General features: G+C 74.7%; 24 protein-coding genes and 1 riboswitch. Of the genes, 11 read left to right on the top strand and 13 right to left on the bottom strand.

Annotated features, from left to right (window positions below; genetic code table 11):
- Nucleotides 1–21: 21 nt before the first annotated feature.
- Together IF73_RS0127475 and IF73_RS0127470 are read left to right on the top strand one after the other, a co-directional pair.
- Nucleotides 22–990, top strand: coding sequence for a daunorubicin resistance protein DrrA family ABC transporter ATP-binding protein (locus IF73_RS0127475; RefSeq protein WP_031012760.1), 969 nt, complete (start codon nucleotides 22–24; stop codon nucleotides 988–990).
- Nucleotides 987–1,844: an ABC transporter permease gene (locus IF73_RS0127470; protein WP_031012758.1), complete on the top strand. Its 858-nt coding sequence runs from the start codon at nucleotides 987–989 to the stop codon at nucleotides 1,842–1,844. Before IF73_RS0127475 ends, IF73_RS0127470 begins: the two co-directional genes overlap by 4 nt.
- Before the next feature lie 4 nt (nucleotides 1,845–1,848).
- Here the strand turns inward: IF73_RS0127470 and IF73_RS0127465 are convergent, their stop codons facing one another.
- The 4 genes from IF73_RS0127465 to IF73_RS0127450 form a co-directional block, all read right to left on the bottom strand.
- Nucleotides 1,849–2,220, bottom strand: coding sequence for a VOC family protein (locus IF73_RS0127465; protein WP_031012757.1), 372 nt, complete (start codon nucleotides 2,218–2,220; stop codon nucleotides 1,849–1,851).
- A gap of 331 nt (nucleotides 2,221–2,551) precedes the next feature.
- Nucleotides 2,552–2,980, bottom strand: coding sequence for a universal stress protein (locus IF73_RS0127460; RefSeq protein ID WP_031012755.1), 429 nt, complete (start codon nucleotides 2,978–2,980; stop codon nucleotides 2,552–2,554).
- Between the two features lie 71 nt (nucleotides 2,981–3,051).
- Complete coding sequence (locus IF73_RS0127455; RefSeq protein WP_031012753.1) at nucleotides 3,052–3,678, bottom strand: FMN reductase; 627 nt, start codon at nucleotides 3,676–3,678, stop codon at nucleotides 3,052–3,054.
- A 4-nt stretch (nucleotides 3,679–3,682) separates the two neighbouring features.
- Entirely contained in the window at nucleotides 3,683–4,780 is a 1,098-nt protein-coding gene (locus tag IF73_RS0127450; RefSeq protein WP_031012751.1) for an LLM class flavin-dependent oxidoreductase, read from the bottom strand.
- 176 nt (nucleotides 4,781–4,956) lie between these two features.
- Here IF73_RS0127450 and IF73_RS41615 point away from each other — a divergent pair, with 176 nt between their 5' ends.
- The 3 genes from IF73_RS41615 (at nucleotide 4,957) to cobM (ending at nucleotide 7,164) form a co-directional block, all read left to right on the top strand.
- A complete protein-coding gene (locus IF73_RS41615; protein ID WP_199806724.1) occupies nucleotides 4,957–5,097 on the top strand; it encodes a DUF6126 family protein in 141 nt (46 codons plus the stop codon).
- A gap of 85 nt (nucleotides 5,098–5,182) precedes the next feature.
- A complete protein-coding gene (locus IF73_RS0127440; protein ID WP_031012749.1) occupies nucleotides 5,183–6,418 on the top strand; it encodes a bifunctional cobalt-precorrin-7 (C(5))-methyltransferase/cobalt-precorrin-6B (C(15))-methyltransferase in 1,236 nt (411 codons plus the stop codon).
- A complete protein-coding gene (gene cobM / locus IF73_RS0127435; RefSeq protein ID WP_031012747.1) occupies nucleotides 6,415–7,164 on the top strand; it encodes a precorrin-4 C(11)-methyltransferase in 750 nt (249 codons plus the stop codon). The genes IF73_RS0127440 and cobM overlap by 4 nt, the downstream gene beginning before the upstream one ends.
- Nucleotides 7,165–7,321: 157 nt before the next feature.
- Here the strand turns inward: cobM and IF73_RS42875 are convergent, their stop codons facing one another.
- Complete coding sequence (locus tag IF73_RS42875) at nucleotides 7,322–7,396, bottom strand: 50S ribosomal protein bL37 (protein ID WP_099895366.1); 75 nt, start codon at nucleotides 7,394–7,396, stop codon at nucleotides 7,322–7,324.
- 121 nt (nucleotides 7,397–7,517) lie between these two features.
- Between IF73_RS42875 and IF73_RS0127430 the strand changes: the two genes are divergently transcribed.
- Entirely contained in the window at nucleotides 7,518–7,859 is a 342-nt protein-coding gene (locus tag IF73_RS0127430) for a hypothetical protein (protein ID WP_031012745.1), read from the top strand.
- A complete protein-coding gene (locus IF73_RS0127425) occupies nucleotides 7,856–8,539 on the top strand; it encodes a nucleotidyl transferase AbiEii/AbiGii toxin family protein (protein WP_031012743.1) in 684 nt (227 codons plus the stop codon). Before IF73_RS0127430 ends, IF73_RS0127425 begins: the two co-directional genes overlap by 4 nt.
- Before the next feature lie 2 nt (nucleotides 8,540–8,541).
- On the opposite strand, the gene IF73_RS0127420 is transcribed toward IF73_RS0127425, so the two are convergent.
- Complete coding sequence (locus IF73_RS0127420; protein WP_031012741.1) at nucleotides 8,542–9,093, bottom strand: GNAT family N-acetyltransferase; 552 nt, start codon at nucleotides 9,091–9,093, stop codon at nucleotides 8,542–8,544.
- 110 nt (nucleotides 9,094–9,203) lie between these two features.
- Nucleotides 9,204–10,322: a cobalt-precorrin-5B (C(1))-methyltransferase gene (locus tag IF73_RS0127415; RefSeq protein ID WP_031012739.1), complete on the bottom strand. Its 1,119-nt coding sequence runs from the start codon at nucleotides 10,320–10,322 to the stop codon at nucleotides 9,204–9,206.
- A gap of 12 nt (nucleotides 10,323–10,334) precedes the next feature.
- Between IF73_RS0127415 and IF73_RS0127410 the strand changes: the two genes are divergently transcribed.
- A complete protein-coding gene (locus IF73_RS0127410; protein WP_031012738.1) occupies nucleotides 10,335–11,060 on the top strand; it encodes a cobalt-precorrin-6A reductase in 726 nt (241 codons plus the stop codon).
- Between the two features lie 9 nt (nucleotides 11,061–11,069).
- Here the strand turns inward: IF73_RS0127410 and IF73_RS0127405 are convergent, their stop codons facing one another.
- The 3 genes from IF73_RS0127405 to IF73_RS0127395 are packed head-to-tail and all read right to left on the bottom strand — an operon-like array spanning nucleotide 11,070 to nucleotide 14,433.
- Nucleotides 11,070–12,554, bottom strand: coding sequence for a precorrin-2 C(20)-methyltransferase (locus IF73_RS0127405; RefSeq protein WP_031012737.1), 1,485 nt, complete (start codon nucleotides 12,552–12,554; stop codon nucleotides 11,070–11,072).
- 5 nt (nucleotides 12,555–12,559) lie between these two features.
- A complete protein-coding gene (locus IF73_RS0127400) occupies nucleotides 12,560–13,195 on the bottom strand; it encodes a precorrin-8X methylmutase (RefSeq protein WP_031012736.1) in 636 nt (211 codons plus the stop codon).
- A 2-nt stretch (nucleotides 13,196–13,197) separates the two neighbouring features.
- Entirely contained in the window at nucleotides 13,198–14,433 is a 1,236-nt protein-coding gene (locus IF73_RS0127395) for a cobalamin biosynthesis protein CobG (protein WP_031012734.1), read from the bottom strand.
- A 79-nt stretch (nucleotides 14,434–14,512) separates the two neighbouring features.
- Nucleotides 14,513–14,646: riboswitch (cobalamin riboswitch) on the top strand.
- A 39-nt stretch (nucleotides 14,647–14,685) separates the two neighbouring features.
- Here IF73_RS0127395 and cobN point away from each other — a divergent pair.
- On the top strand, nucleotides 14,686–18,291 hold the full coding sequence (gene cobN / locus IF73_RS0127390; protein ID WP_031012731.1) for a cobaltochelatase subunit CobN: 3,606 nt from the start codon (nucleotides 14,686–14,688) through the stop codon (nucleotides 18,289–18,291).
- A 9-nt stretch (nucleotides 18,292–18,300) separates the two neighbouring features.
- On the opposite strand, the gene IF73_RS0127385 is transcribed toward cobN, so the two are convergent.
- On the bottom strand, nucleotides 18,301–20,343 hold the full coding sequence (locus tag IF73_RS0127385; protein ID WP_267883596.1) for an ATP-binding cassette domain-containing protein: 2,043 nt from the start codon (nucleotides 20,341–20,343) through the stop codon (nucleotides 18,301–18,303).
- Nucleotides 20,340–21,341 (bottom strand): S8 family serine peptidase, encoded by a 1,002-nt coding sequence (locus IF73_RS0127380; protein WP_234338360.1) that lies wholly within the window; start codon nucleotides 21,339–21,341, stop codon nucleotides 20,340–20,342. The genes IF73_RS0127385 and IF73_RS0127380 overlap by 4 nt, the downstream gene beginning before the upstream one ends.
- Before the next feature lie 108 nt (nucleotides 21,342–21,449).
- Between IF73_RS0127380 and IF73_RS0127375 the strand changes: the two genes are divergently transcribed.
- Nucleotides 21,450–22,418: a DUF1648 domain-containing protein gene (locus IF73_RS0127375; protein WP_031012726.1), complete on the top strand. Its 969-nt coding sequence runs from the start codon at nucleotides 21,450–21,452 to the stop codon at nucleotides 22,416–22,418.
- Between the two features lie 2 nt (nucleotides 22,419–22,420).
- Nucleotides 22,421–22,777, top strand: a complete 357-nt coding sequence (locus IF73_RS0127370; RefSeq protein ID WP_031012724.1) for a GntR family transcriptional regulator — start codon at nucleotides 22,421–22,423, stop codon at nucleotides 22,775–22,777.
- A 22-nt stretch (nucleotides 22,778–22,799) separates the two neighbouring features.
- Here IF73_RS0127370 and IF73_RS0127365 read toward each other — a convergent pair whose 3' ends face one another.
- A complete protein-coding gene (locus IF73_RS0127365) occupies nucleotides 22,800–23,771 on the bottom strand; it encodes a D-2-hydroxyacid dehydrogenase family protein (protein ID WP_031012722.1) in 972 nt (323 codons plus the stop codon).
- Nucleotides 23,772–23,789: the final 18 nt, after the last annotated feature.

Genomic DNA, 23,789 nt, shown 5'->3' with positions numbered 1-23,789 from the left:
GGGTGGGGGGAGACTGGGGGGATGAGTGGGATGGCGGTGGAGACCGAGGCGCTGGTCAAGGACTTCGGGGGAAACCGCGCCGTCGACGGCGTGGACCTCCGCGTGCCGGCCGGCACCGTCTACGGGCTGCTGGGACCGAACGGCGCCGGCAAGACCACCACCGTCAAGCTGCTCGCCACCCTCCTCCGCCCCGACGCCGGCCACGCCCGCGTCTTCGGGCACGACGTCGTCCGGGACGCCGACACCGTCCGCGGCCGCGTCAGCCTCACCGGCCAGTACGCCTCCGTCGACGAGGACCTCACCGGCACCGAGAACCTCGTCCTCCTCGCCCGCCTCCTCGGCCACACCCGCCCCGCCGCCCGCGACCGCGCCGCGCAGCTGCTCGACGCGTTCGGGCTCGCGGAGGCCGCCGGCCGGCAGGTCAAGAACTACTCGGGCGGCATGCGGCGCCGCATCGACATCGCCGCGTCCATCCTCAACACCCCCGACCTGCTCTTCCTCGACGAGCCGACCACCGGTCTCGACCCGCGCAGCCGCAACCAGGTCTGGGACATCGTGCGGGCCGTCGTGGCCCAGGGCACCACCGTCCTCCTCACCACCCAGTACCTCGACGAGGCCGACCAGCTCGCCTCCCGGATCGCCGTCATCGACCACGGCAAGGTGATCGCGGAGGGCACGAAGGGCGAGCTGAAGGCGTCGGTGGGCTCGGGCTCCGTGCACGTACGGCTCCGGGACGCGGAGCAGCGGCCCGCGGCCGAACGGGTCCTCGCCACCGCCCTGCGGGCCGCCGTCCAGCTCGACCCCGACCCGGTCGCCCTCACGGCCACCGTCAACGGCCACGGCACCGATCTCGGCGCCGCCGAGCAGGCCGCCCGGGCCCTCGCCGAACTGGCCCGGGCCGGGATCACCGTCGACAACTTCGCCCTCGGCCAGCCGAGTCTGGACGAGGTCTTCCTCGCCCTCACCGACCGGAAGGGGCCCGCGGCATGAGCACCGGTACGTCCACGGAGACCGGCCAGGAGGTGGAGTCCGCCGCGCCCCGCGCCGACGAACTCGCCGCCCTGCTCCTGGCGAAGGACCGGCCCGCCCGGCCCGGCGCGCTCGCCGCGTCGCTCACCTTCGGCTGGCGGGCCATGCTGAAGATCAAGCACGTGCCGGAGCAGCTGTTCGACGTGACCGCGTTCCCGATCATGATGGTGCTGATGTACACGTATCTCTTCGGGGGTGCGCTCGCCGGGTCGGTCTCGGCGTACATCCAGTTCCTGCTGCCCGGCATCCTCGTGATGTCGGTCGTGATGATCACGATGTACACCGGCGTCTCGGTCAACACCGACATCGAAAAGGGCGTCTTCGACCGCTTCCGCACGCTGCCGATCTGGCGGCCGGCGCCGATGGTCGGCTATCTCCTCGGTGACGTCGTGCGCTATCTGATCGCCTCCGCCGTGATGCTGAGCGTCGGCCTCGTCATCGGCTACCGGCCCGACGGCGGGGTGGTCGGCGTGCTGCTCGGGGTGGCGCTGCTGCTGGTCTTCTCGTTCGCGTTCTCGTGGATCTGGACCATGTTCGGGCTGTTGCTGCGCAGCGAGAAGTCCGTCATGGGCGTCAGCATGATGGTGATCTTCCCGCTGACCTTCCTGTCCAACGTCTTCGTCGACCCGAAGACCATGCCGGGCTGGCTGCAGGCGTTCGTCAACAACAACCCGGTGACCCATCTGGCGACGGCGGTGCGGGAGTTGATGGCCGGCGCGTGGCCCGCGGCGGACATCGCGTGGACGCTGGGGTGGTCGGTGGCGCTGGTGGCGGTGTTCGGCGCGGTGACGATGCGGCTCTACAACCGCAGGTGAGCGGTCACTGTCCGCGGGGCGTCTTCTGCTGGACGGCCCAGCGGTTGCCGTCCGGGTCGGTGAAGTAGACGAACGAGCCCCACGGCTGGTCGTCGATCGCGCCGACGTCGACGCCGCGGGCGGTCAGTTCGGCGTGGGCCTGCTCGATGTCGTCGACGACGACCTGCATGTTGTCGAGGGAGCCGGGGGTCATCTCGGTGATGCCCTTCCCGAAGGCGATCGAGCAGGAGGAGCCGGGTGGGGTCATCTGGACGAAGCGGATCGCGTCGCTGACGGTGACGTCGTGGTCCGCGTGGAAGCCGACGCGTTCGTAGAAGGTCTTGGCGCGGTCGATGTCGGTGACGGGGACGCCGATCAGTTCGAGCTTGATGTCCATGAGAGCCATCCTCCGACGGACGGTCGCCTCCCGCACGACGAACGGCGCCGCGCCCCGGGCCTCCCGCAGGGCGGCGCCCACCCTCAGATCCAGCCGCGCGCCGGGCCCGGGCTTCCGCGCCTGGACCCGCACCCGATGTACGGCGCCGTACGGGTGCGGGTCCAGGCCCGGGAGCGGAGGCACCCGCAACGGTGCCGTTCCGTTGGGCCCACCCTCCCCCAAGGACTTCGTCCAGGGGGTACCCCCAGCCCCAGCGGAACGATTGCCCACAACGGAGCGGCGGCGCCGACCGCAGCGGACGCCACGGCCCGGGCGTGGGGCCCGCCGGGGGTCAGGTGCCTCGGACCACGACTACCGGGCAGGGGGCGTGTTGGGTGACGTTGGAGGAGACCGAGCCCAGGACGGCCGCCTTGAAGCCGCTGTAGCCCCGGTCGCCGACAACCAGCAGTTCCGCCCCCTCCGCCTGGTCGATCAGTGCCTGCGCCGCGTTGCCGCCGACGACCGTGCGGGTCGTCGCGGCGGCCTCCTCGGGGGTGAGCGCCTCCGTGAGGGACTGGTCGAGGATCTGCTTGGCCAGCCGTTCGGGGTCGAACTCCGGTGGGACGCCCGGCATCAGCGTCGCCCAGGACGCCGGGTACTCCCAGCTGATCACCGCGTGGAGGGCGTCCCCGGTGAGGGCGGCCTGGGCGGCCGCCCACTTCAGCGCCTTCAGGGACGGTTCCGAGCCGTCCACGCCCACCACGATCCTGCCGCCGGCCATCGCCGACCTCCGTTCGTCGGGGAGTAACCGATTACCGATTACCGATTACCTCTCACAACGTAACAAAAGCGTCAGTCCAGGCGGAGGTCGGCCAGTTGCTTCTCGAAGGGGACGAACTCCTCCCCGGGGTCGGGGCGGGTGTGCGCCGTCGCCGCGATCAGGTCCGCGAACTCCTCGCCCGCCCGGGTGATCCGGTGCGGCAGGCCCTCGGTGTACTCGTCGCCGCCGGTGCCCCAGTCCTCCGAGGCCGCGTAGACGGCGGTCGGGGCGGTCCGGGCGCGCAGGTAGGCGAAGAGCGGGCGCAGTGCGTGGTCGAGGACCAGGCTGTGGCGGGCGGTGCCGCCGGTCGCGCCGAGGAGGACCGGCGTACCGGTGAGGGCCGTCGGGTCGATCAGGTCGAAGAAGGACTTGAAGAGGCCGCTGTAGGAGGCGGTGAAGACGGGCGTCACCGCGATGACGCCGTCCGCGCCGGTCACCTTGTCGACGGCCTTCTGGAGCGCCTCCGACGGGAAGCCCGTCACCAGGTTCTTCGCGATGTCCACGGCGAGGTCGCGGAGTTCGACGACCTCGGCCTCGACCGCGTACTCCTGCTCGGCCAGCCGGTAGCGGGCGGCCTGGACGAGGCGGTCGGCGAGGAGCCGGGTGGAGGAGGGGCTGCTCAGGCCGGCGGAGACGGCGACCAGCTTCAGGGTCTGCATGGCGTCAGACCTCCTTCGAGGCGTTCGAGGCGTTCGGGGCGAGGACGGCGGGGTGGAGCGGGGCGGTCTCCGGGACGCCGGCGGGGCGCAGGCTCGCGAACTCCTTGCGGAGCACCGGGACGACCTCCTCGCCGAGGATGTCGAGCTGTTCCAGGACCGTCTTCAGGGGCAGTCCGGCGTGGTCGACCAGGAAGAGCTGGCGCTGGTAGTCGCCGACGTACTCGCGGAAGGACAGGGTGCGTTCGATGACCTCCTGCGGGGAGCCGACGGTCAGCGGGGTCTGGCTGCTGAACTCCTCCAGGGAGGGGCCGTGGCCGTAGACCGGCGCGTTGTCGAAGTACGGGCGGAACTCCCGTACGGCGTCCTGCGAGTTCTTCCGCATGAAGACCTGGCCGCCGAGGCCGACGATGGCCTGCTCGGGCGTGCCGTGGCCGTAGTGCGCGTACCGCTGGCGGTAGAGGCGGACCATCTTCTCGGTGTGCTGCTTGGGCCAGAAGATGTGGTTGGCGAAGAAGCCGTCGCCGTAGTACGCGGCCTGCTCGGCGATCTCGGGGGAGCGGATGGAGCCGTGCCAGACGAACGGCGGGACGCCGTCGAGGGGGCGCGGGGTGGCGGTGAAGCCCTGGAGGGCGGTGCGGAACTTGCCCTCCCAGTCGACCACGTCCTCCCTCCACAGCCTGTGGAGGAGCGCGTAGTTCTCGATGGCGAGCGGGATGCCCTGGCGGATGTCCTGGCCGAACCACGGGTAGACCGGGCCGGTGTTGCCGCGGCCCATCATCAGGTCCACGCGGCCGTCGGCGAGGTGCTGGAGGGTCGCGTAGTCCTCGGCGATCTTCACCGGGTCGTTGGTGGTGATGAGGGTCGTGGAGGTCGACAGGATGAGGTTCTCGGTCCGCGCGGCGATGTGTCCGAGGAGGGTGGTCGGGGAGGACGGGACGAACGGCGGGTTGTGGTGCTCGCCGGTGGCGAAGACGTCGAGTCCGACCTCCTCCGCCTTGAGCGCGATGGCGACCGTGTTCTTGATGCGCTCGTGCTCGCTGGGGGTGCGGCCGGTGGTGGGGTCGGTCGTCACGTCGCCGACGGTGAAGATCCCGAACTGCATCGTGGTCACCTCTCGCGTTTCCTGACTGGTGGTTGAAGCTTAAACTATCTGCTCCAACGGTGCGACCCCTCTCCCTATTCCGCGCTGCTCCGCGCGGTCCCGCCCCCTGGTCCGCGCGGTCCCGCTCCGGGTTCCGCGCGGTCCCGCCCCCCGTTCCGCGCCGTACCCTGGACGCCATGACCGAGAAGGCGCACGACAACGAGAGCTGGAAGGAGCGGGGCGTGATGCTCCGCGTCTTCGTGTACGTCTTCGCCACCCACGCCTTCGCCGGCTTCGTCTGGCTCCTCTTCTACGTGGGGCAGAACGCCCAGAAGTGACCCCGCGGAGGCCGACGCCGGCCCCGCCCGGACGTGAGGGCTGCCACGTGCCGCCCACCTGCGCCCTTCACGTAGGGTTCCGGACGTGAACGCTGCGATATCGGTGGTGTCGGTCGTCGGGATCGGCGCGGACGGCTGGGACGGGCTCCCCGAGGGCTCCCGCCAGGTCCTGCGCGAGGCCGAGGTGCTGATCGGCGGCCCCCGCCAGCTCGCCCTGCTGCCCGCCGCCGACTGCCCCGGCGAGCGGATCCCCTGGCCGTCGCCGCTCCGGCCCGCCGTCCCCGGCCTCCTCGCCGCCCACGCCGGCCGCAGGACCGCCGTCCTCGCCAGCGGGGACCCCTCCTTCCACGGCATCGCCCGCACCCTCGCCGAGACCGCCGGGGACGTCGCCCTCGACGTCCGCCCGCACCCGTCCTCCGTCTCGTACGCCTGCGCCCGCCTCGGCTGGCCCCTGGAGGCCGTCGAGACCGTCTCGCTCGTCGCCCGGCCCCTCGCCGCGCTCTCCGCCGCCCTCCACGACGGCCGCCGCCTCCTCGTCCTCAGCGAGGGCGCGGGCACGGCCGCGGGCGTCGCGGAACTGCTGCGCCGGACGGGCTGGGGCGGCACCCGGATCCGGGTCCTCGAACAGCTCGGCGGCCCCGCCGAACGGCTCCTCGACGGCACCGCCGCCGACTGGCCCCACGAGCGCACCGACCCCCTCAACGTCCTCGCCCTCGACTGCGTCCGCGACCCCGGCGCGCTCCGGCTCGGCGCCGGGCCGGGCCTCCCCGACGAGGCGTACGAGCACGACGGCCAGCTCACCAAGCGGTACGTCCGCGCCGCCACGCTCGCCGCGCTCGCCCCCGCCCCCGGCGAACTCCTCTGGGACGTCGGCGGCGGCTCCGGCTCCATCGGGATCGAGTGGATGCGGACGCACCGCGACTGCCGGGCGATCGCGGTCGAGAAGTCACCCGAACGGGCCGCCCGCATCACGCGCAACGCCGCCGGCCTCGGCGTACCGGCCCTCCGTGTGGTCACCGGCCCGGCGCCCGCCGCGCTCGCCGGCCTGCCCGTCCCCGACGCCGTCTTCATCGGCGGCGGCCTCACCGCCCCCGGCCTGCTCGACGCCTGCTGGGACGCGCTGCCGCCCGGCGGCCGGCTCGTCGCCAACACGGTGACGCTCGAATCCGAGGCGCTGCTCGCCGACCGGTACCGCCGCCACGGCGGCGAACTGGTCCGGCTGGCGGTCTCCGCCGCCGTGCCCGTCGGCGGCTTCACCGGCTGGCGGACGGCGATGCCCGTCACGCAGTGGTCCGCAACGAAGGGTTCTTCCGACTCATGACCGTCTACTTCATCGGCGCGGGCCCCGGCGCCGCCGACCTCATCACCGTGCGCGGCGCCCGCACCCTCGCGGCCTGCGGGGTCTGCCTCTACGCCGGCTCCCTCGTCCCCCGCGAGCTGCTGGCCGAGTGCCCGCCGGACGCGAAGCTCGTCGACACGGCGAAGATGCACCTGGACGAGATCGTCGCGGAGATCGCCGCCGCCCACGCGGCCGGCCAGGACGTGGCCCGCCTCCACTCCGGCGACCCGTCGGTCTTCAGCGCCATGGCCGAGCAGATGCGGCGGCTCGACGCGGCGGGCATCCCGTACGAGGTCGTGCCCGGCGTCCCGGCCTTCGCGGCGGCCGCCGCCGCGCTCAAGCGCGAACTGACCGTCCCGACCGTCGGCCAGACCGTCGTCCTCACCCGCATCGCCCAGCAGGCCACCCCCATGCCCGAGGGCGAGGACCTGGCCACCCTCGGCCGCAGCGGCGCCCTGCTCGTGCTCCACCTCGGCGCGCGGTACGTCGACCGGATCGTCTCCGAGCTGGTCCCGCACTACGGCGTGGACTGCCCGGCCGCCGTCGTCGCCATGGCCAGCCGCCCCGACGAGGTCGTCCTGCGCGGTACCCTGGAGGACATCGCGGAGCAGGTGAAGACGGCCGGCATCACCAAGACGGCCGTCATCATCGTCGGCCGCACGCTCGCGGCCTCCGAGTTCCGCGACAGCCACCTCTACGACCCGGCCCGCGACCGCCACACCTGCTGACGGCCCGGCCCGCGACGGCCACACCTGCTGACGGCCCGGCCCGCGACCGCCACACCTGCTGACGGCCCGGCCGACCCGGCCGCGGCCCCGCCCCGCCTGCGACGCACCGGAGGCCGGACCCGTACGCGACGGATCCGGCCCCGGCCACCACGACGGCTCAGGCGTTGGGCCGCTTGCCGTGGTTCGCCTTCTTCTTCTTGCGCGCCCGCTTCTTGTTGCCACGCTTCGCCATGGGTCTCCCTCTCGTGCGGGGGTTTCGTGGTGGTAAGCGTAGGTTCGGGTGCGGCGCGCCGCATCCGGTCCGCGGGGCGGAAGTTTCCCCCGGGACGGCCGGGCCGGGGGATAATCGGGGCATGGCACACGAGACGGCGACCGTCTCCGAGGTACGGCGCGAACGGTACGCACGGCGGCTCCCCACCGACCTGTCCGCCCTCCGGGGCCCCGGCGGGGGACGGGTCCGGCTCCCCCTGCACCTGGCGTGGTCGGGGCTGACGGAGTACGACCTCGACCGGCCCCGGCTGAGGATGAGCTGCTACCGCACCGTCCTCGCCGAAGGCGGCCACGACGACCTCGTCCGCCATCTCAACCGGGACCTGCTCGTCGAGATGTGGCCCGTCCTGCGCACCCTCGTCAGCAAGGACCTGCGCGTCACCTGGGAGAGCGCCTTCCGCGAGCTGACCCCCGCGTCCGGATGAACCTCACCGGGCTCCACCGCCGCCTCCTCGACGACGTCCTGCGCGCGGGCACCGAGTACCCGCTCGTCCTGACCGGGGGTTACGCCGTGCAGGCGCACGGACTGGTGGACCGGCTGAGCCGGGACCTCGACGTCGCCACGGAGAACCCCCGGCCGATGGCGGAGATCGTCGCCCATCTGCGGTCCGAACTGGAGGCGCGGGGGTGGCGGGTGCGGACGGTGGAGACGGACCCGCTCTCCGCCCGTCTGATCGTCACGGACCCCGGCAGCGGCGAGGCGTGCGAGGTGGACGTCCTCAAGGAGGTGCTGTGCGGCCCGCCCGAGCGCCGGGAGTTCGGCCTCCTCCTCTCCCTGCGCGACGTCGTCGGCACCAAGGTGCGCGCGCTCGCCGACCGGGGCATGCCCCGGGACCTGATCGACGTCCACGCCGCGGCGGAACGCGGCTGGAGCCCCGAGGAACTGGAGGAGCTCGGCCGGCAGCACGCCCGCGACGGCTTCGACCTGGAGGAACTCCAGGCGAAGCTGGCCGGGGCGGAGTGGATCGACGACGACGAGTTCGCCGCCCACGGCCTCGACGAGGAGCGGATCCGGGAACTCCGCGGCTGGGCCCAGCGCTGGGCCGACGACATCGGCGAGCGCCTCCTCGAAGGCGCCGACCCGGTGGACGACGACGGCCTCTGACCTCAGGCCCGCGCCGTCCACTCCGGCGCGAGGGCCGCCATCACCGTCGCGTCCACCCGCTCCCCCTCCCACAGCAGCGCCCCGCGCAGCACGCCCTCCGGGCGGAAGCCGGCCTTCTCGTAGGCGCGGCGGGCGCGGGGGTTGAAGGCGTAGACCTCCAGCCAGACACGGTAGAGGCCGAGGGCGGCGAAGGCGTGGCCGAGGAGGAGGCGGGTCGCCTCGGTGCCGAGGCCGCGGCCGATGCCCTCGGGGGCGAAGCCGATGCGGAAGGCGCAGCTCTCGTTGGCGGGGTCCCACTCGTGGAGGACCGCCTCGCCGACCACCCGGCCCGTCGCCCGCTCCACGACCGCCAGGTCGAGCCGGTCGTCGGTCGCGGCCCGGGAGCCGTACCAGCGGCGCAGCGCGGGCTCGTCGAAGCGGGTGTGGCTGCCGGTCAGACGGGTCACCTCGGGGTCCTCGAACATCGGGAGCAGCGCGGGCACGTCGTCCTCGGTGACGGGACGGAGGACCACCAGGTCACCGGTGAGGGTGGGCTTGTGCGAGAAGTCGGCCATGCGGGGATTCTGGGCCCGGCTCCGGGCCGGTGTCCTGCGCTTTTTACCCGGCCGGCCGCTCCGCGGCGTCCTGCGGTGCTACCCGGCTCGCCGCTCCGCGGGCCGCCGTCCTACGGGCCCGCCGGCTCCGAGCGGCCCACCACCGTGCCCGCGCGGTCGATGCAGACCACGTCGACCGTGACGGGGGCGCCGCGCAGGACCGCCAGGGCCTCGTCGCGGGCGCGGGCGGCCACCAGGTCGCCCAGGGGGACCCCGGCGGCCTCGCAGAGGCGGAGGGCGGCGAGGCCCGTGTTGGCCTCGGCGATCTCCGCCGCCAGGGGGTCCGGCGCGCCGCCCGTGCGGGCCAGCTCCGCCAGGAAGCCCTTGTCGACCTGGGAGCGGGCCGAGTGCAGGTCCAGATGGCCGGCGGCCAGCTTGGAGAGCTTCGCGAAGCCGCCGCAGATCGTCAGGCGGTCGACGGGGTGGCGGCGGATGTACTTGAGGACCGCGCCGGCGAAGTCGCCCATGTCGAGCAGGGCGATGTCCGGCAGGTCGTAGAGCCGGGTGACCGTGCGCTCGGAGGTGGAGCCCGTACAGCCGGCGACGTGGGTGAGACCGCCGGCGCGGGCCACGTCCACGCCCCGGCGGATGGAGTCGATCCAGGCCGAGCACGAGTACGGGACGACGATCCCGGTCGTGCCGAGGATCGACAGGCCGCCGAGGATGCCGATGCGCGGGTTCCAGGTGGAGCGGGCGATCTCGGCGCCGTTGTCGACGGAGAGGGTCACCTCCACGTCCCCGGTGCCCCCGTGCGCCGCCGCCGTCTCCGCCACGTGGGCGCGCATCAGCTCGCGCGGCACCGGGTTGATCGCCGGTTCGCCGACCTCCAGGGGGAGGCCGGGGAGGGTGACCGTGCCGACGCCCTCGCCGGCGCGGAAGACGACCCCGGAGCCGGGCGGGAGGAGGCGTACGGTCGAGCGGATCACCGCGCCGTGGGTGACGTCCGGGTCGTCGCCCGCGTCCTTGACCACGGCCGCCATGGCCGTGCCGCCGGTCAGGGACTCCGCGGTCAGCGCGAACGACGGCGTCTGGCCCCTGGGCAGGGTGATCGTCACGGGGTCCGGGAAGTCGCCGGTGAGCAGCGCGGTGTACGCGGCGGTCGTCGCGGCCGTCGCGCAGGCCCCGGTCGTCCACCCGGGCCGCAGACCGGTGTGCTTGAGTTGGGCCTCGCGCCCGCCGCCGGTACTCACGAAAAGGCTCCCATGCACGTACTCATTCTCGGAGGGACGACCGAGGCCCGCGCCCTGGCCGGGCTGCTGCATCCCGGCACGCGGGTGACCAGCTCCCTCGCGGGGCGGGTCGCCGCGCCCCGGCTGCCGGCCGGGGAGGTCCGGATCGGCGGGTTCGGCGGGCCGGACGGGCTCGCCGCGTGGGTGCGGGAGCACGCCGTGGACGCGGTCATCGACGCCACCCATCCCTTCGCCGAGCGGATCAGCTTCAACGCGGCCCGGGCGGCCGCCACCGCCCATGTTCCCCTGCTGGCCCTGCGCCGGCCCGGCTGGGTGCCGGGGGAGGGCGACGACTGGCGTGACGTGGGGTCCCTGGAGGAGGCGGCGCTCGCTCTGGACGGCTTCGGGAGGGTGTTCCTCACCACCGGGCGGATGGGGCTCGCCGCCTTCGCCGACCGGCCCGAGTGGTTCCTCGTGCGGTCCGTGGACGCGCCCGAAGCGCCGATGCCCGCACGGATCGAAGTCCTGCTCGACCGGGGGCCGTTCACCCTCGACGGGGAGCGCGAGCTGATCGCCCGTCACCGGATCGACGTGCTCGTCACGAAGGACTCAGGCGCCGCCGCCACCGCGCCCAAGCTCGCCGCCGCCCGCGAGGCCGGGATCCCGGTCGTCGTCGTCCGCCGCCCGCCGGTCCCGGAGGGCGTACCGGCGGCGGCGACACCGGAGGAGGCCGCCGCCTGGCTGCGGGAAGCGCGGTAGCCCGCGCCGTCAGCCATACCGCCTCGGGGTCCAGGTGATCGTGCGGCCGTCGCCGCGTTCGACCGCGCGGGTCTGCGAGGAGCCGACGAGGAGCAGGGTCCGCATGTCGACCTCGGAGGGCTCCAGGGCCTTCAGGGTCACCACCCGGACCGACTGCTCCGGGCCGCCGACGTCACGGGCGACGACCACGGGGGTGTCGGGGGAGCGGAGCTCCAGCAGGAGGTCGCGGGCGGCGGCCACCTGGTGGGTGCGGGACTTCGAGCCGGGGTTGTAGAGGGCGAGGACGAGGTCGGCCTCGGCGGCCGCGCGGAGGCGGGCGGCGATGACGTCCCAGGGCTTGAGCCGGTCGGAGAGCGAGATCGTCGCGTAGTCGTGGCCGAGGGGCGCGCCGGCCGCGGCGGCGGCGGCGTTGGCGGCGGTGACGCCGGGCAGGACCCGGACGGGCACGTCCGCGTACGCCGGTTCGCAGGCGACCTCCAGGACGGCGGTGGCCATGGCGAAGACGCCGGGGTCGCCGCCGGAGACGACCGCGACCTTGTGGCCGCGCCGGGCCAGGTCGAGGGCGAACTCGGCCCGCTCGGACTCGACCTTGTTGTCGGAGCCGTGCCGGATCTGGCCGGGGCGCAGGACCGGCACCCGGTCGAGGTAGGTGGTGTAGCCGACGAGGACGTCGGCGTTGACGAGCGCGCCGCGCGACTCGGGGGTCAGCCAGGGCGCGCCGGCCGGGCCGGTGCCGACGACGGTGACCTCGCCCGTCTCCCGTACGGGGTTCTCGCGGTCGATGCGGGAGGGCAGGACGGCGACGGAGAAGTACGGGACGGTCTCCGGGTCCACGTCGGCGAGGCGGTCGGTGCGCTCGCCGGCCATGAAGGCGCGCTCCACGTACCGGGCGTCGTCCAGCCGGCCGGCCCGCTCCAGGGCGCGCCGCACGGTGGGGAAGGTGCGGCCGAGCTTCATGACGACGGCGGAGTCGGTGCCGGCGAGGCGGGCGGCCAGCTCGTCCTCGGGGAGGGTGCCGGGGATGATCGTGAGGACCTCCTCGGCCTCGCACAGCGGTTCGCCGAGGCGGGCGGCGGCGGCGCTGACGGAGGTGACGCCGGGGATGACGGTGGTGTCGTAGCGGTCGGCGAGCCGCTTGTGCATGTGCTGGTAGGAGCCGTAGAAGAGCGGGTCGCCCTCGGCGAGGACGGCGACCGTGCGGCCCGCGTCGAGGTGGGCGGCGAGCCGGGCCGCGGCCTCCTCGTAGAAGTCGTCGAGGGCGCCCCGGTAGCCGCCGGGGTGGTCGGTGGTCTCCACGGTGAGCGGGTACATGAGCCGCTCCTCGATGTGGTCCTCGCGGAGGTGGGGGGCGGCGATGGAGCGCGCTATCGAGCGGCCGTGGCGGGCCGAGTGGTAGGCGACGACGTCGGCCTCGGCGATGGCCTGGACGGCGGCGAGGGTGAGGAGGTTCGGGTCGCCGGGGCCGAGGCCGACCCCGTACAGCTTGCCCTTCACTACGGTCACTGCTGGATCTCCGGTTCGTGCGCGAGGGCGTTGAGGGCGGCGGCGGTCATGGCGCTGCCGCCGCGCCGGCCGCGGACCACCAGGTAGTCCAGGCCGAGGTCGTTGGCGGCGAGGGCGTCCTTGGACTCGGCGGCGCCGATGAAGCCGACGGGGATGCCGAGGACGGCGGCGGGCTTCGGCGCGCCCTTGGCGATCATCTCCAGGAGGTGGAAGAGCGCGGTGGGGGCGTTGCCGATGGCGACGACGGAGCCTTCGAGGCGGTCGCGCCACAGTTCGAGGGCGGCGGCGGAGCGGGTGGTGCCCAGCTCGGCGGCGAGGGCGGGCACGGCCGGGTCGGAGAGCGCGCAGAGCACGTCGTTGTCGGCGGGCAGCCGCTTGCGGGTGACGCCGGAGGCGACCATCTGCGCGTCGCAGAGGATGGGGGCGCCGGCCTGGAGGGCGGCGCGGGCGCGGGTGACGACGCCGGGGGAGTACGCGATGTCCCGGACGAGGTCGGTCATGCCGCAGGCGTGGATCATGCGGACGGCGACGGTGGCGACGTCGGCGGGCAGGGCGCCGAGGTCGGCCTCGGCGCGGATCGTGGCGAAGGAGCGGCGGTAGATCTCGGCGCCGTCTTTCTCGTACTCGTACATCCTCAGCTCTTTCTCGTACGGGCCGCCGCCACGGCTTCGGCCAGGGCGGTGCGGGGGACGGGCGCGCCGTCCAGCAGGTAGGTGCCGGAGTCCCGGGCGGTGACCTCGATCCAGGTGCCGTGCGGGTGGCCGCAGCGGCGCTCGCAGCCGGAGTAGTGCACGGGCAGCGGGCCGCCGGGCGCGGCCGCCGCGTCGGCGCGGACGTCGGCGAGGGACTTGGCGCAGCCGGGCAGTCCGGTGCAGGCGGTGACGCCGGCGCCGGGGGCGGCCGGGTCGGTGATGAGGCCGTGTGCGGCGAGGGCGGAGAGCCGGGCGCCGGTCGGGGGCGCGACGGCGACCACTCCGCGCCACGGCGTGAGCCGGAGCTCGGCGGCGCCGTCGGCGAGCGCCCGCAGCCGGCCGGCGGTGAGCCGGCCGAGCGGGGCGAGGACGTGCAGGGCACGGCCCCCGAGCGGTCCGGGTGCGGGCGGCGGGGTCCCCGGGGAGGAGAAGGGGGGTACGGGCTCCGCGGTGATCGCCGCCCGGTGCAGGGCGCCGGCCCAGTCCGGGAGGTGCCCGGGCGGGAGCTCGCGCGGGCGCCAGGCGCCGGTGCCGGCGGCCGCGGCGGCGTCGAGGAAGGCGAGGGCGCAGGCGAGCGCGGCCGGGACGGCGTCGGCGGCGGGCAGCCGGAGGGTTCCGGAGCCGGTCTCCAGGAGGGCGGCGCCGTCCGGGGCTGCGATCAAGGTCACATCGCCGCCGAGTGCGGCGACGTCGCCGCGGCCGTCGTCGAGGACGAAGAGGAAGCGGCCGGAGAGGGCCGCCGCGCGGGGTTCGGCGCAGAGCGCCGCGTCCAGGGCGCGGGCCCACAACTGCACGTCGGCGTGGCCGAGTCCGTCGAGTCCCGCGGCGGGGGAGGCGACGATGTTCCGGACCCGTTCGTGGGTGGGGGAGGGCAGCAGGCCGGCGTCGTCGAGGAGTGCGGCGAGCCGGGCGTCGCAGCCGTCGCGCAGGCCGCGCAGCTCGGCGTTGCCGCGCGAGGTGACGGAGAGGCTGCCATCGCCCAGGGTCTCGGCGACGTCGGCCAGGGCCAGCGCCTGACGGGGCGTCAACCTTCCGGCGGGGAGGCGGAGTCGGGCGAGGAATCCGTCGGCGGCGGCGTGCAGCCGGAGCGCCCCGGGGCACGCGTCGCCTCGGTCCCGTATGCGGGGTTCGCCCGGTTCGGCCGGGCTGGGCGGGGTCGGCGGCATGGCGGCGAGCATACCCACGGGGAACCGGGCGGCCACCGAGTGTGATCCGGCCGACTCCCCGGTCCCCTCCGGCCCGCCGACGCCACGCTCTACTATGCAGATCGGCATGGGGTCCCAGGACCCCGGGGAGGAAGCCCGGTGAGAATCCGGCGCGGTCCCGCCACTGTGAGCCCGAGCCGGCGACGGCCCGGGTGAGTCAGGAACTCCCGCCGTCCATCGACCACCCGGGGCGCGGACAACCCCGAGGAAGGGCCTGAGCTCGCCATGCTCCTGCTGCTGTCGCACTCCGACACCGACCTGCTCAGCGCCCGTGCGGCCGGGGGGCCGGTGGAGTACCGCTTCGCCAACCCCTCCCGGCTCCCGCTCGCCGACCTCCCGGCCCTGCTTGACGGAGTCGAGCTGGTCCTGGTCCGCCTCCTCGGCGGCGTCCGCTCCTGGCAGGAGGGCCTCGACGCGGTCCTCGCCACCGGAAAGCCGGTCGTCGTCCTCAGCGGCGAACAGGCCCCCGACGCCCAGCTGATGGCCGCCTCCACCGTGCCCGTCGGCGTCGCCACCGAGGCGCACGCCTACCTCGCCCACGGCGGCCCCGCCAACCTGGAGCAGCTGGCCCGCTTCCTGTCCGACACCGTCCTCCTCACCGGCCACGGCTTCGAGGCCCCGGCACCCGCCCCCACCTGGGGCCCGCTGGAGCGGACCGCCCGCGTCACCGAGGGCCCGACGGTCGCCGTGCTCTACTACCGCGCCCACCACATGAGCGGGAACACCGCCTTCGTCGGCGCCCTCTGCGACGCGATCGAGGACGCCGGCGCCCGGGCGCTGCCGCTGTACGTGGCCTCGCTGCGCGCCCCCGAGGAGGAGCTGCTGGCCCAGCTCCGCGGGGCCGACGCCATCGTCACCACCGTCCTCGCCGCCGGCGGCACCAAGCCGGCCGCCGCCCAGGCGGGCGGCGACGAGGAGGCGTGGGACGCGGGCGCGCTCGCCGCGCTCGACGTGCCGGTGCTCCAGGCGCTGTGCCTGACCGGTTCGCGCGCGGCGTGGGAGGAGAACGACGAGGGGCTGTCGCCGCTGGACGCGGCCAGCCAGGTCGCCGTGCCCGAGTTCGACGGCCGGCTCATCACCGTCCCGTTCTCCTTCAAGGAGATCGACGAGGACGGTCTGCCCGCGTACGTCGCCGACGCCGAGCGCGCCGCCCGCGTCGCCGGCATCGCCGTCCGCCACGCCCGGCTCCGGCACATCCCGAACGCCGAGAAGAAGCTGGCGCTGGTCCTCTCCGCGTACCCGACCAAGCACTCCCGGATCGGCAACGCCGTCGGCCTCGACACCCCCGCCTCCGCCGTCGCCCTGCTGCGCCGGCTGATCGCCGAGGGGTACGACTTCGGCCCGGCCGAGGAGCTGCCCGGCCTGGTCTCCGGCGACGGCGACGAGCTGATCTACGCCCTGATCGAGGCCGGCGGCCACGACCAGGACTGGCTCACCGAGGAGCAGCTGGCGAAGAACCCGGTCCGCATCCCGGCCGCCGACTACCGGCGCTGGTACGCGGAGCTCCCGGCCGAGCTGCGCGAGCAGGTCGAGGAGCACTGGGGCCCGGCGCCCGGCGAGATGTTCCTCGACCGGTCCCGGAACCCGGAGGGCGACATCGTCCTCGCGGCGCTCCGGCGCGGGAACCTCCTGGTCCTCATCCAGCCGCCGCGCGGCTTCGGCGAGAACCCGATCGCGATCTACCACGACCCCGACCTCCCGCCGTCCCACCACTACCTGGCCGCCTACCGCTGGATCGCGGCCCGCGCGGAGGACGGCGGCTTCGGCGCCGACGCCATGGTCCACCTGGGCAAGCACGGCAACCTGGAGTGGCTGCCCGGCAAGAACGCCGGCCTGTCCGCCGCCTGCGGCCCGGACGCGGCCCTCGGCGACCTGCCGCTCGTCTACCCGTTCCTCGTCAACGACCCCGGCGAGGGCACCCAGGCCAAGCGCCGCGTCCACGCCACCCTCGTCGACCACCTCGTGCCGCCGATGGCCCGCGCCGACTCGTACGGCGACATCGCCCGCCTGGAGCAGCTGCTCGACGAGTACGCGCAGATCTCCTCCATGGACCCGGCGAAGCTGCCCGCGATCCGCGCCCAGATCTGGACCCTGATCCAGGCCGCCAAGCTCGACCACGACCTCGGCATGGCGGAGCGGCCCGACGACGACGGCTTCGACGACTTCCTGCTGCACGTCGACGGCTGGCTGTGCGAGGTCAAGGACGCCCAGATCCGTGACGGCCTGCACGTCCTCGGCGGCGCGCCGGAGGGCGAGGCCCGGGTCAACCTGGTCCTCTCCATCCTCCGCGCCCGCCAGATCTGGGGCGGCACGCAGGCGCTGCCCGGGCTGCGCGAGGCGCTCGGCCTGGACGAGTCGGCCGCCACCCGCACCTCCGCGGACGAGGCGGAGGCGAAGGCCCGCGAGCTGGTCGAGGCGATGGAGGCCGCCGGCTGGTCCGTGGACGCGGTCGCGGAGGTCGCCGCCGCGTACGGCCGGGAGGTCCGGGACGTCCTGCGCTTCGCCTGCGAGCAGGTGGTGCCGCGGCTCGCCGCCACCACCGACGAGCTGACCCACGCCGTGCACGCGCTGAACGGCGGCTTCGTGCCGGCCGGCCCGTCCGGCTCGCCGCTGCGCGGCCTGGTCAACGTGCTGCCGACCGGCCGGAACTTCTACTCCGTCGACCCGAAGGCCGTGCCGTCCCGGCTCGCCTGGGAGACCGGCCAGGCGCTCGCCGACTCGCTGCTGACCCGCTACCGCGAGGACAACGGCGAGTGGCCCACCTCCGTCGGCCTCTCCCTGTGGGGGACCAGCGCGATGCGCACCGCCGGCGACGACGTCGCCGAGGCGCTGGCGCTGCTCGGCGTCCGGCCGCTGTGGGACGAGGCGTCCCGCCGCGTCAACGGCCTGGAGCCGATCCCGCTCGCCGAGCTCGGCCGCCCGCGCGTCGACGTGACGCTGCGCATCTCCGGCTTCTTCCGGGACGCCTTCCCGCACGTCATCGGCCTCCTCGACGACGCGGTGCGGCTGGTCGCCGGGCTCGACGAGCCCGCGTCGGAGAACTACGTCCGGGCCCACGCCCAGGCCGACCTCGCCGAGCACGGCGACGAGCGCCGCGCCACCACCCGCATCTTCGGCTCCCGTCCCGGCACCTACGGCGCCGGCATCCTCCAGCTGATCGACTCGCGGGACTGGCGCACCGACGCCGACCTCGCCGAGGTGTACACGGTGTGGGGCGGGTACGCCTACGGGCGCGGGCTCGAAGGGCGTCCGGCGCGCGCCGAGATGGAGACCGCGTACAAGCGGATCGCGGTGGCGGCGAAGAACACCGACACCCGCGAGCACGACATCGCCGACTCGGACGACTACTTCCAGTACCACGGCGGCATGGTGGCGACGGTCCGCGCGCTGCGGGGCACCGCCCCCGAGGCGTACATCGGCGACTCGACCCGCCCGGAGACCGTCCGGACCCGGACCCTGGTGGAGGAGACCTCGCGGGTCTTCCGGGCCCGGGTGGTGAACCCGCGCTGGATCGAGGCGATGCGCCGCCACGGCTACAAGGGCGCGTTCGAGCTGGCCGCGACCGTCGACTACCTCTTCGGCTACGACGCCACGACCGGGGTCGTCGCCGACTGGATGTACGACAAGCTCACCCAGGAGTACGTCCTCGACGAGACGAACCAGGCGTTCCTCAAGGAGGCCAACCCCTGGGCCCTGCACGGCATCGCGGAGCGCCTCCTGGAGGCCGAGTCGCGCGGCATGTGGGAGAAGCCGGACCCGGAGACCCTGGCCGCCCTGCGCCAGGTGTTCCTGGAGACGGAGGGCGACCTGGAGGGTTCCGGGGACGAGTAGGCCGCGCGCCTAGCCCGTGACGAGGGCGTGGGCCGGGGCCAGTTCGAGGCGCCGGCCCCGGAAGCCGGTCCGCAGCCGGCGGTCGTGGCTGACGATCACCAGCGTGCCCCGGTAGGCGGCGAGCGCGGCCTCGACCTCCTCCACGAGGGCGGGCGACAGGTGGTTGGTCGGCTCGTCGAGGAGGAGCAGGTCGGCCGGCTCGGTCACCAGGCGGGCCAGCTCCAGCTTGCGGCGCTGGCCCGTCGACAGCAGTCGGACCGGGGTCGTCAGATCCCGGGCCGTGAAGAGCCCGAGGGCGAGCAGTTCGTCCTCGCGGCCCTCTCCGAAGGTCTCGCCCACCGTACGGGGGTCGTGGGGCGAGGCCGTGTCCTGGCGGAGCAGTCCGACCCGGGCGGGCACGGTCACCGTGCCCGCGTCCGGGGCGACCTCGCCCGCCAGGACCCGGAGGAGGGTGGTCTTTCCCGCGCCGTTCGGCCCGGTGACGAGCAGCCGCTCGCCCGGTTCGAGGTGCAGGGCGTCGAGCCGGAGGCGGCCGTGGACGCGGACGCCGGTCAGGCCGACGGCGGCTCCTTCGCCGTCCATCTCCGCCCGGAAGCGCAGCGGTTCGGGCGGCGGCGGGACCGGGTGGTCGGTGAGCCGGGCCAGCCGCTCGCGGGCGGCGCGGATCCTGCTCATCGCCCCGTGCGCCCGTGACCGGGCCCGGAAGGCGCCGGCGCCGCTGAAGGCGGCGGGGGCCTTGCGCGGGATGGCGGTGAAGCGGTCGATGGTGCTGTCCGCGAGGGCGCGGTGGCGGGCCAGTTCGGCCTTCCACTCCTCGTACTCCCGGGCCCTGCGGGCCCGTTCGGCCGCGCGTCCGGCGAGGTAGCCGGCGTAGCCGTCGCCGTAGCGGCGCAGGGTGTGCCGGTCCTCGTCGACCTCGACGATCGCGGTGGCGACCCGGTCGAGGAAGGCGCGGTCGTGGGAGACGGCCACGACCGTGCCCCGGTGGGTGCGGAGCCGTTCCTCCAGCCAGGCCACGGCCTCGTCGTCGAGGTCGTTGGTCGGTTCGTCGAGCAGCAGCAGCTCCGGGTCGGCGGCGAGGACGCCGGCCAGCGCGAGCCGGGCCCGCTGCCCGCCGGAGAGCGTGGCCAGCGGCCGGTCCCGGCCGGGCGGGGCGGTCTCGCCGAGCCGGCGCAGCACGGTCGCCACCCGCCGGTCGGCCCCGGCTCCGCCGCGCGCCTCGTAGGCGGCGAGCAGTCCGGCGTACCGGTCGAGTCCGGCGGGGGTGAGGGCGCCCTCCGCCGCCCGGATCTCCCGCTCCAGCTCCCGGATCTCCGCGAGCGCGTGGTCGACGGCGTCGCCGACGGTCGCGGTCGCGGGGAGGTCGAGGGTCTGGGCGAGATGGCCGAGGCCGCCGGGGGCCTCGACGGCCACGGTGCCGTCGTCGGCGGCTTCCAGGCCGGCGAGGAGCCGGAGCAGGGTGGACTTCCCGGAGCCGTTGTCCCCGACGACGCCGAGGCGTTCGCCGGGTCGGACGGTGAGGGAGGCCCGGTCGAGGACGGTCCGGTGGTGGACGTACCGGTCGTCGTAGCGCTTGGTGACCTCGGTGAGTGACGCACGGAACAAGGGCGGTCTCCTGCCGTCGGGGACGTGGACGTGGAACGCGTGACGAGACGGTTCGTCTCGATGCGTCGACCGTACGGCGTGCGGAGGTCTTTCGCAAGACGATTCGTCTCGTCTCGTTTTTTCGGGTCGCCTCGGCGGGGATCGGGCGCTGGCTGTGCGCAGCACCAGGGCGGCCGCCGGGAGGACGGTCAGGACGGCGGCCGGCGCCGGCTCGTAGTCCTTCGCCCGCAGGTGGGTGATGACGGCGCCGGCGAAGGAGAGGACGAGCCCGATCGCGGCGGCCGCGCCGGGCGCGGGGACCGCCAGGCCGGGGAGCATGCCGGGCGCGCCCGCCACCTTCGCCGTCCCCGGCCGGGGCGGCCAGGTCTCCGGCACCCCGGGCTTCGTCATGGTCCCCGCCACCGCCGGGTTGCGGGTGAAGACCGGCGCCCTCCCTGGAGGGCTCAGTTCTGGGCGGCCGCGGCCTTCACCGCGGCGGCCGCGTCGACGTTGCCGAGGCCCAGCTTGGGGTTCTGCGTCGGGTTCCGCGCCGTGTCCCGGATCGCCGCCATGATCTCGGCCGGGGAGAGGCCCTCCTGGTGGAGGAGGGCGGCCACGGCGGAGACGTACGGCGAGGCCATCGAGGTGCCGGAGAGCTTGCCGTACCCGGAGGTGTTCCGCAGGGTCTCCTTCGACGTGTAGGTCGGCAGGGTGGAGAGGATGTCCACGCCCGGCGCCGCCACCGCGTTCCGCGCGCCGAAGTTGGTGAAGGAGGCCGGCTGCCCGTTCGCGTCGGCCGCGTTGACGACGAGGACCGGGGTCTCCAGCTCGTACGGCTGGAGCAGGGTCGAGTCGTTGCCGGCGGCGGCCACCACGACCGCCCCCTTGCTGTTGGCCGCCGAGATGGCGTCGTTGAGGACGCCGCCCTTGAGCAGCCGGGCCATCAGGCCGGACTCGCCGAGGGAGAGGTTGATGACGTCGGCGCCGTGCTGGGCGGCCCAGACGATCCCCTTGGTGATGTTCGCGTCGCTGCCGCTTCCGTCGGCGCCCAGCACCCGGACCGGCATGATCTTCGCGCCGCCCGCGCCACCGGCGATCCCGATGCCGTTGTCGGTGTGGGCGGCGGCGATGCCGGCGACGTGGGTGCCGTGCCCGTTGAGGTCCCTGGGCTCGTCGTCGCCGTCCACGAAGTCGTAGCCGTCCACGAGCCGCCCCTTGAGGTCCGGGTGGTCGAGGTCGACGCCGGTGTCGACGACCGCGATCACCGTGTCGTCGCCCTCGGCGGTGGACCAGGCGTCGGGGAGCTTCAGCGCGTTCAGCGCCCACTGCTGGTTCCGCAGCGGGTCGGGCTCGTCGTCGCTGCCGCAGCCCGTGGCGAGGGTGGCGGTGAGGGCGGCGAGGGCGGTGAGGGCGGCGGCGGACCGACGGCGCATGAAGTCTCCCCATTCGGCGGCATTCGTCAGCATTTGACCAGTGAACAACCGGCCGTGCGGGCGCGCATCCGGGAAGGGCGGCGCCGCATCTCGACCCCCAAACCGCATTGTTCTAGTAGAGTGCGAACAAGGGAGGTTCTCATGACCACTGCTCCGCACTCCGCCACGCTCCGCGTCCCGCTCCGGCTCCGCGCCCTCGCCGCGCTCCCGTTCCTGCTCGCCGTCGCCGCGTACCTGCTGCTGCTCGCCCTCGGGTCCGACCGGCTGCCCGACCCGCTCGCCACCCACTTCTCCACCGGCGGCGAGGCCGACGGCTTCACCGGCCGGACCGCCTTCGCCGCCGTCGGCACCGCGCTCCTGCTCACCCTCGGCGCCGGCTGGACCGTCCTCGTCCGGCGCGGCGCGCTGTGGGGCGCCTGGCTGACCGCGGGTCTCCTCGGCACGCTGCTCTGCCTGCTCGTCCGGGACAACCTCGACGCGGCCGACGCCGCCGACGTCCGCTCCCCGCTCTCGAACCTCGCCGTCGCGCTCGGCGTCGGCGCCGTCTGCGCCCTCGCCGGACACGCCCTCTCCCGCCTGGTCCCGGCGGAGGAGCGCGACGGCACCCGGCCCGACGTCGACCCCGCCGCACCCCGCCTCGACCTCGGCCCCGGCGAGGTCGCCGGCTGGTCCCGCGCCACCGCCTCCACCCCGCTCACCGCGCTCGGCCTGCTCCTCCTCGCCGCCGGCGCCGTCGCCGCCCTCCTCGGGCCCTGGCCGCTGCTCCCGCTCGCCGTCCTGATCGGCGTCCCCGGCCTCGCCCTCGCCCGGGTCCGCGTCAACGTCGACCGGCACGGCCTCACCGTCCGCTCGACGCTCGCCCCCCGCCCCCGCCTCCACGTGCCGCTCGCCGACATCGCCGGCGCGGACGCGCGCGACGTGGCCGCGCTCGGCGAGTTCGGCGGCTGGGGCTACCGGGTCCGCGCCCGCCGCACCGGCGTGATCCTCCGCTCCGGCGAGGCGCTGGTCGTCCGGCGCGGCGACGGACGCGAGTTCGCCGTCACCGTGCCCGACGCCCGTACCGCCGCCGCCCTCCTCAACACCCTCGTCGAACGCCGTGGAAGGCTCTGACCGTGCTCTTCCGTGTCGACCCCGCCTCCGCCGTCCCGCTCGGCGACCAGATCGCCGCCTGCGTCCGCGGCGCCCTCGCCGACGGCACCGCCGCGCCCGGCGAACGGCTCCCGGCCGCCCGGGAGCTCGCCGACTCCCTCGGCGTCAACGTCCACACCGTCCTCCGCGGCTACCAGCGGCTCCGCGAGGAGGGCCTCATCGAACTCCGGCGCGGCCGCGGCGCCACCGTCGTCCCCGGCGCCACCGCCCCCGACCGCGCGCGCCTGGTCACCCGGCTCCGCGAGGCCGCCGCCGAGGCACGCGGACAGGGCCTCACGGACGAGGAGTTCCTCGCCCTGGCCCGCACCGTCCTCGACTAGCCGCTCCGGAGACGACGCACGCTCAGGAGAGGACGCGGACCGGCGCGCCCGCCAGGTACGCCTCCACGTCCTCCACCGCCTGCCCGAAGTAGCGGCCGTAGTTCGCCTCGGAGACATAGCCGAGGTGGGGGAGGGCGAGCACGTTCGGGAGGGTGCGCAGCGGGTCGCCGGCCGGCAGCGGCTCCGTCTCGTACACGTCGAGTCCGGCCCCCGCGAACCACCGCTCGCGCAGCGCCCGCAGCAGCGCCGTCCCGTCCACCAGACCGGCCCGCGAGGTGTTCACCAGGTACGCCCCCGGCCGCATCGCCCGCAGCTCCGGTTCGCCGACGATGCCGCGGGTGCGGTCGGAGAGCACCAGGTGCAGCGAGACCACGTCGCTCGCCGCGAACAGTTCGGCCTTGTCCTTCGCGAGCCGTACGCCGTCCCCGTGCGCGGCGACCCGCTCCTCCGTCAGGTTCGGGCTCCAGGCGAGGACGTCCATGCCGAAGGCGCGGCCGACGGCGGCGACCCGGCCGCCGATCTTCCCCAGGCCGAGCAGGCCCAGCGTGCGGCCCGCCAGGTCGCCGCCGACGGTCGACTGCCAGGGCCCGCCCTCGCGCAGCGCCCGCGCCTCCGTGGTGACGTGCCGGACGAGCCCCAGGATCAGCGCCCAGGTCAGCTCGGCGGGCGGCTCGGAGCCGCTGGCCGTGCCGCAGACGGTGATGCCGCGCTCCCGGCAGGCGGCCAGGTCGATGGAGGCGTTGCGCATCCCCGAGGTGACGACCAGCCGCAGCCGCGGGAGCTGGTCGAGCAGGGCGGCGTCGAGCGGCGTCCGCTCGCGCATCACCACGAGGATCTCGCAGTCCCCGACGGCGGCGGCCAGCGCGTCGCGGTCCGTCAGGTGGTCGCGCAGCACCCGCATCTCCACCCGGCCGTGGAGCGGGCTCCAGTCGGCGGAGGCGAGGGCGGCGCCCTGGTAGTCGTCGAGCACGGCACAGATCGGCAGCGAAGTCATACCGGCATGATCGCCGAC

It is taken from the genome of Streptomyces sp. NRRL F-5727, assembly GCF_000719555.1.
In the GTDB taxonomy this organism is placed as follows: Bacteria; Actinomycetota; Actinomycetes; order Streptomycetales; family Streptomycetaceae; genus Streptomyces.
Note: the sequence above shows the minus strand (reverse complement) of the source record. Positions and strands in the feature narration are given on the sequence as shown.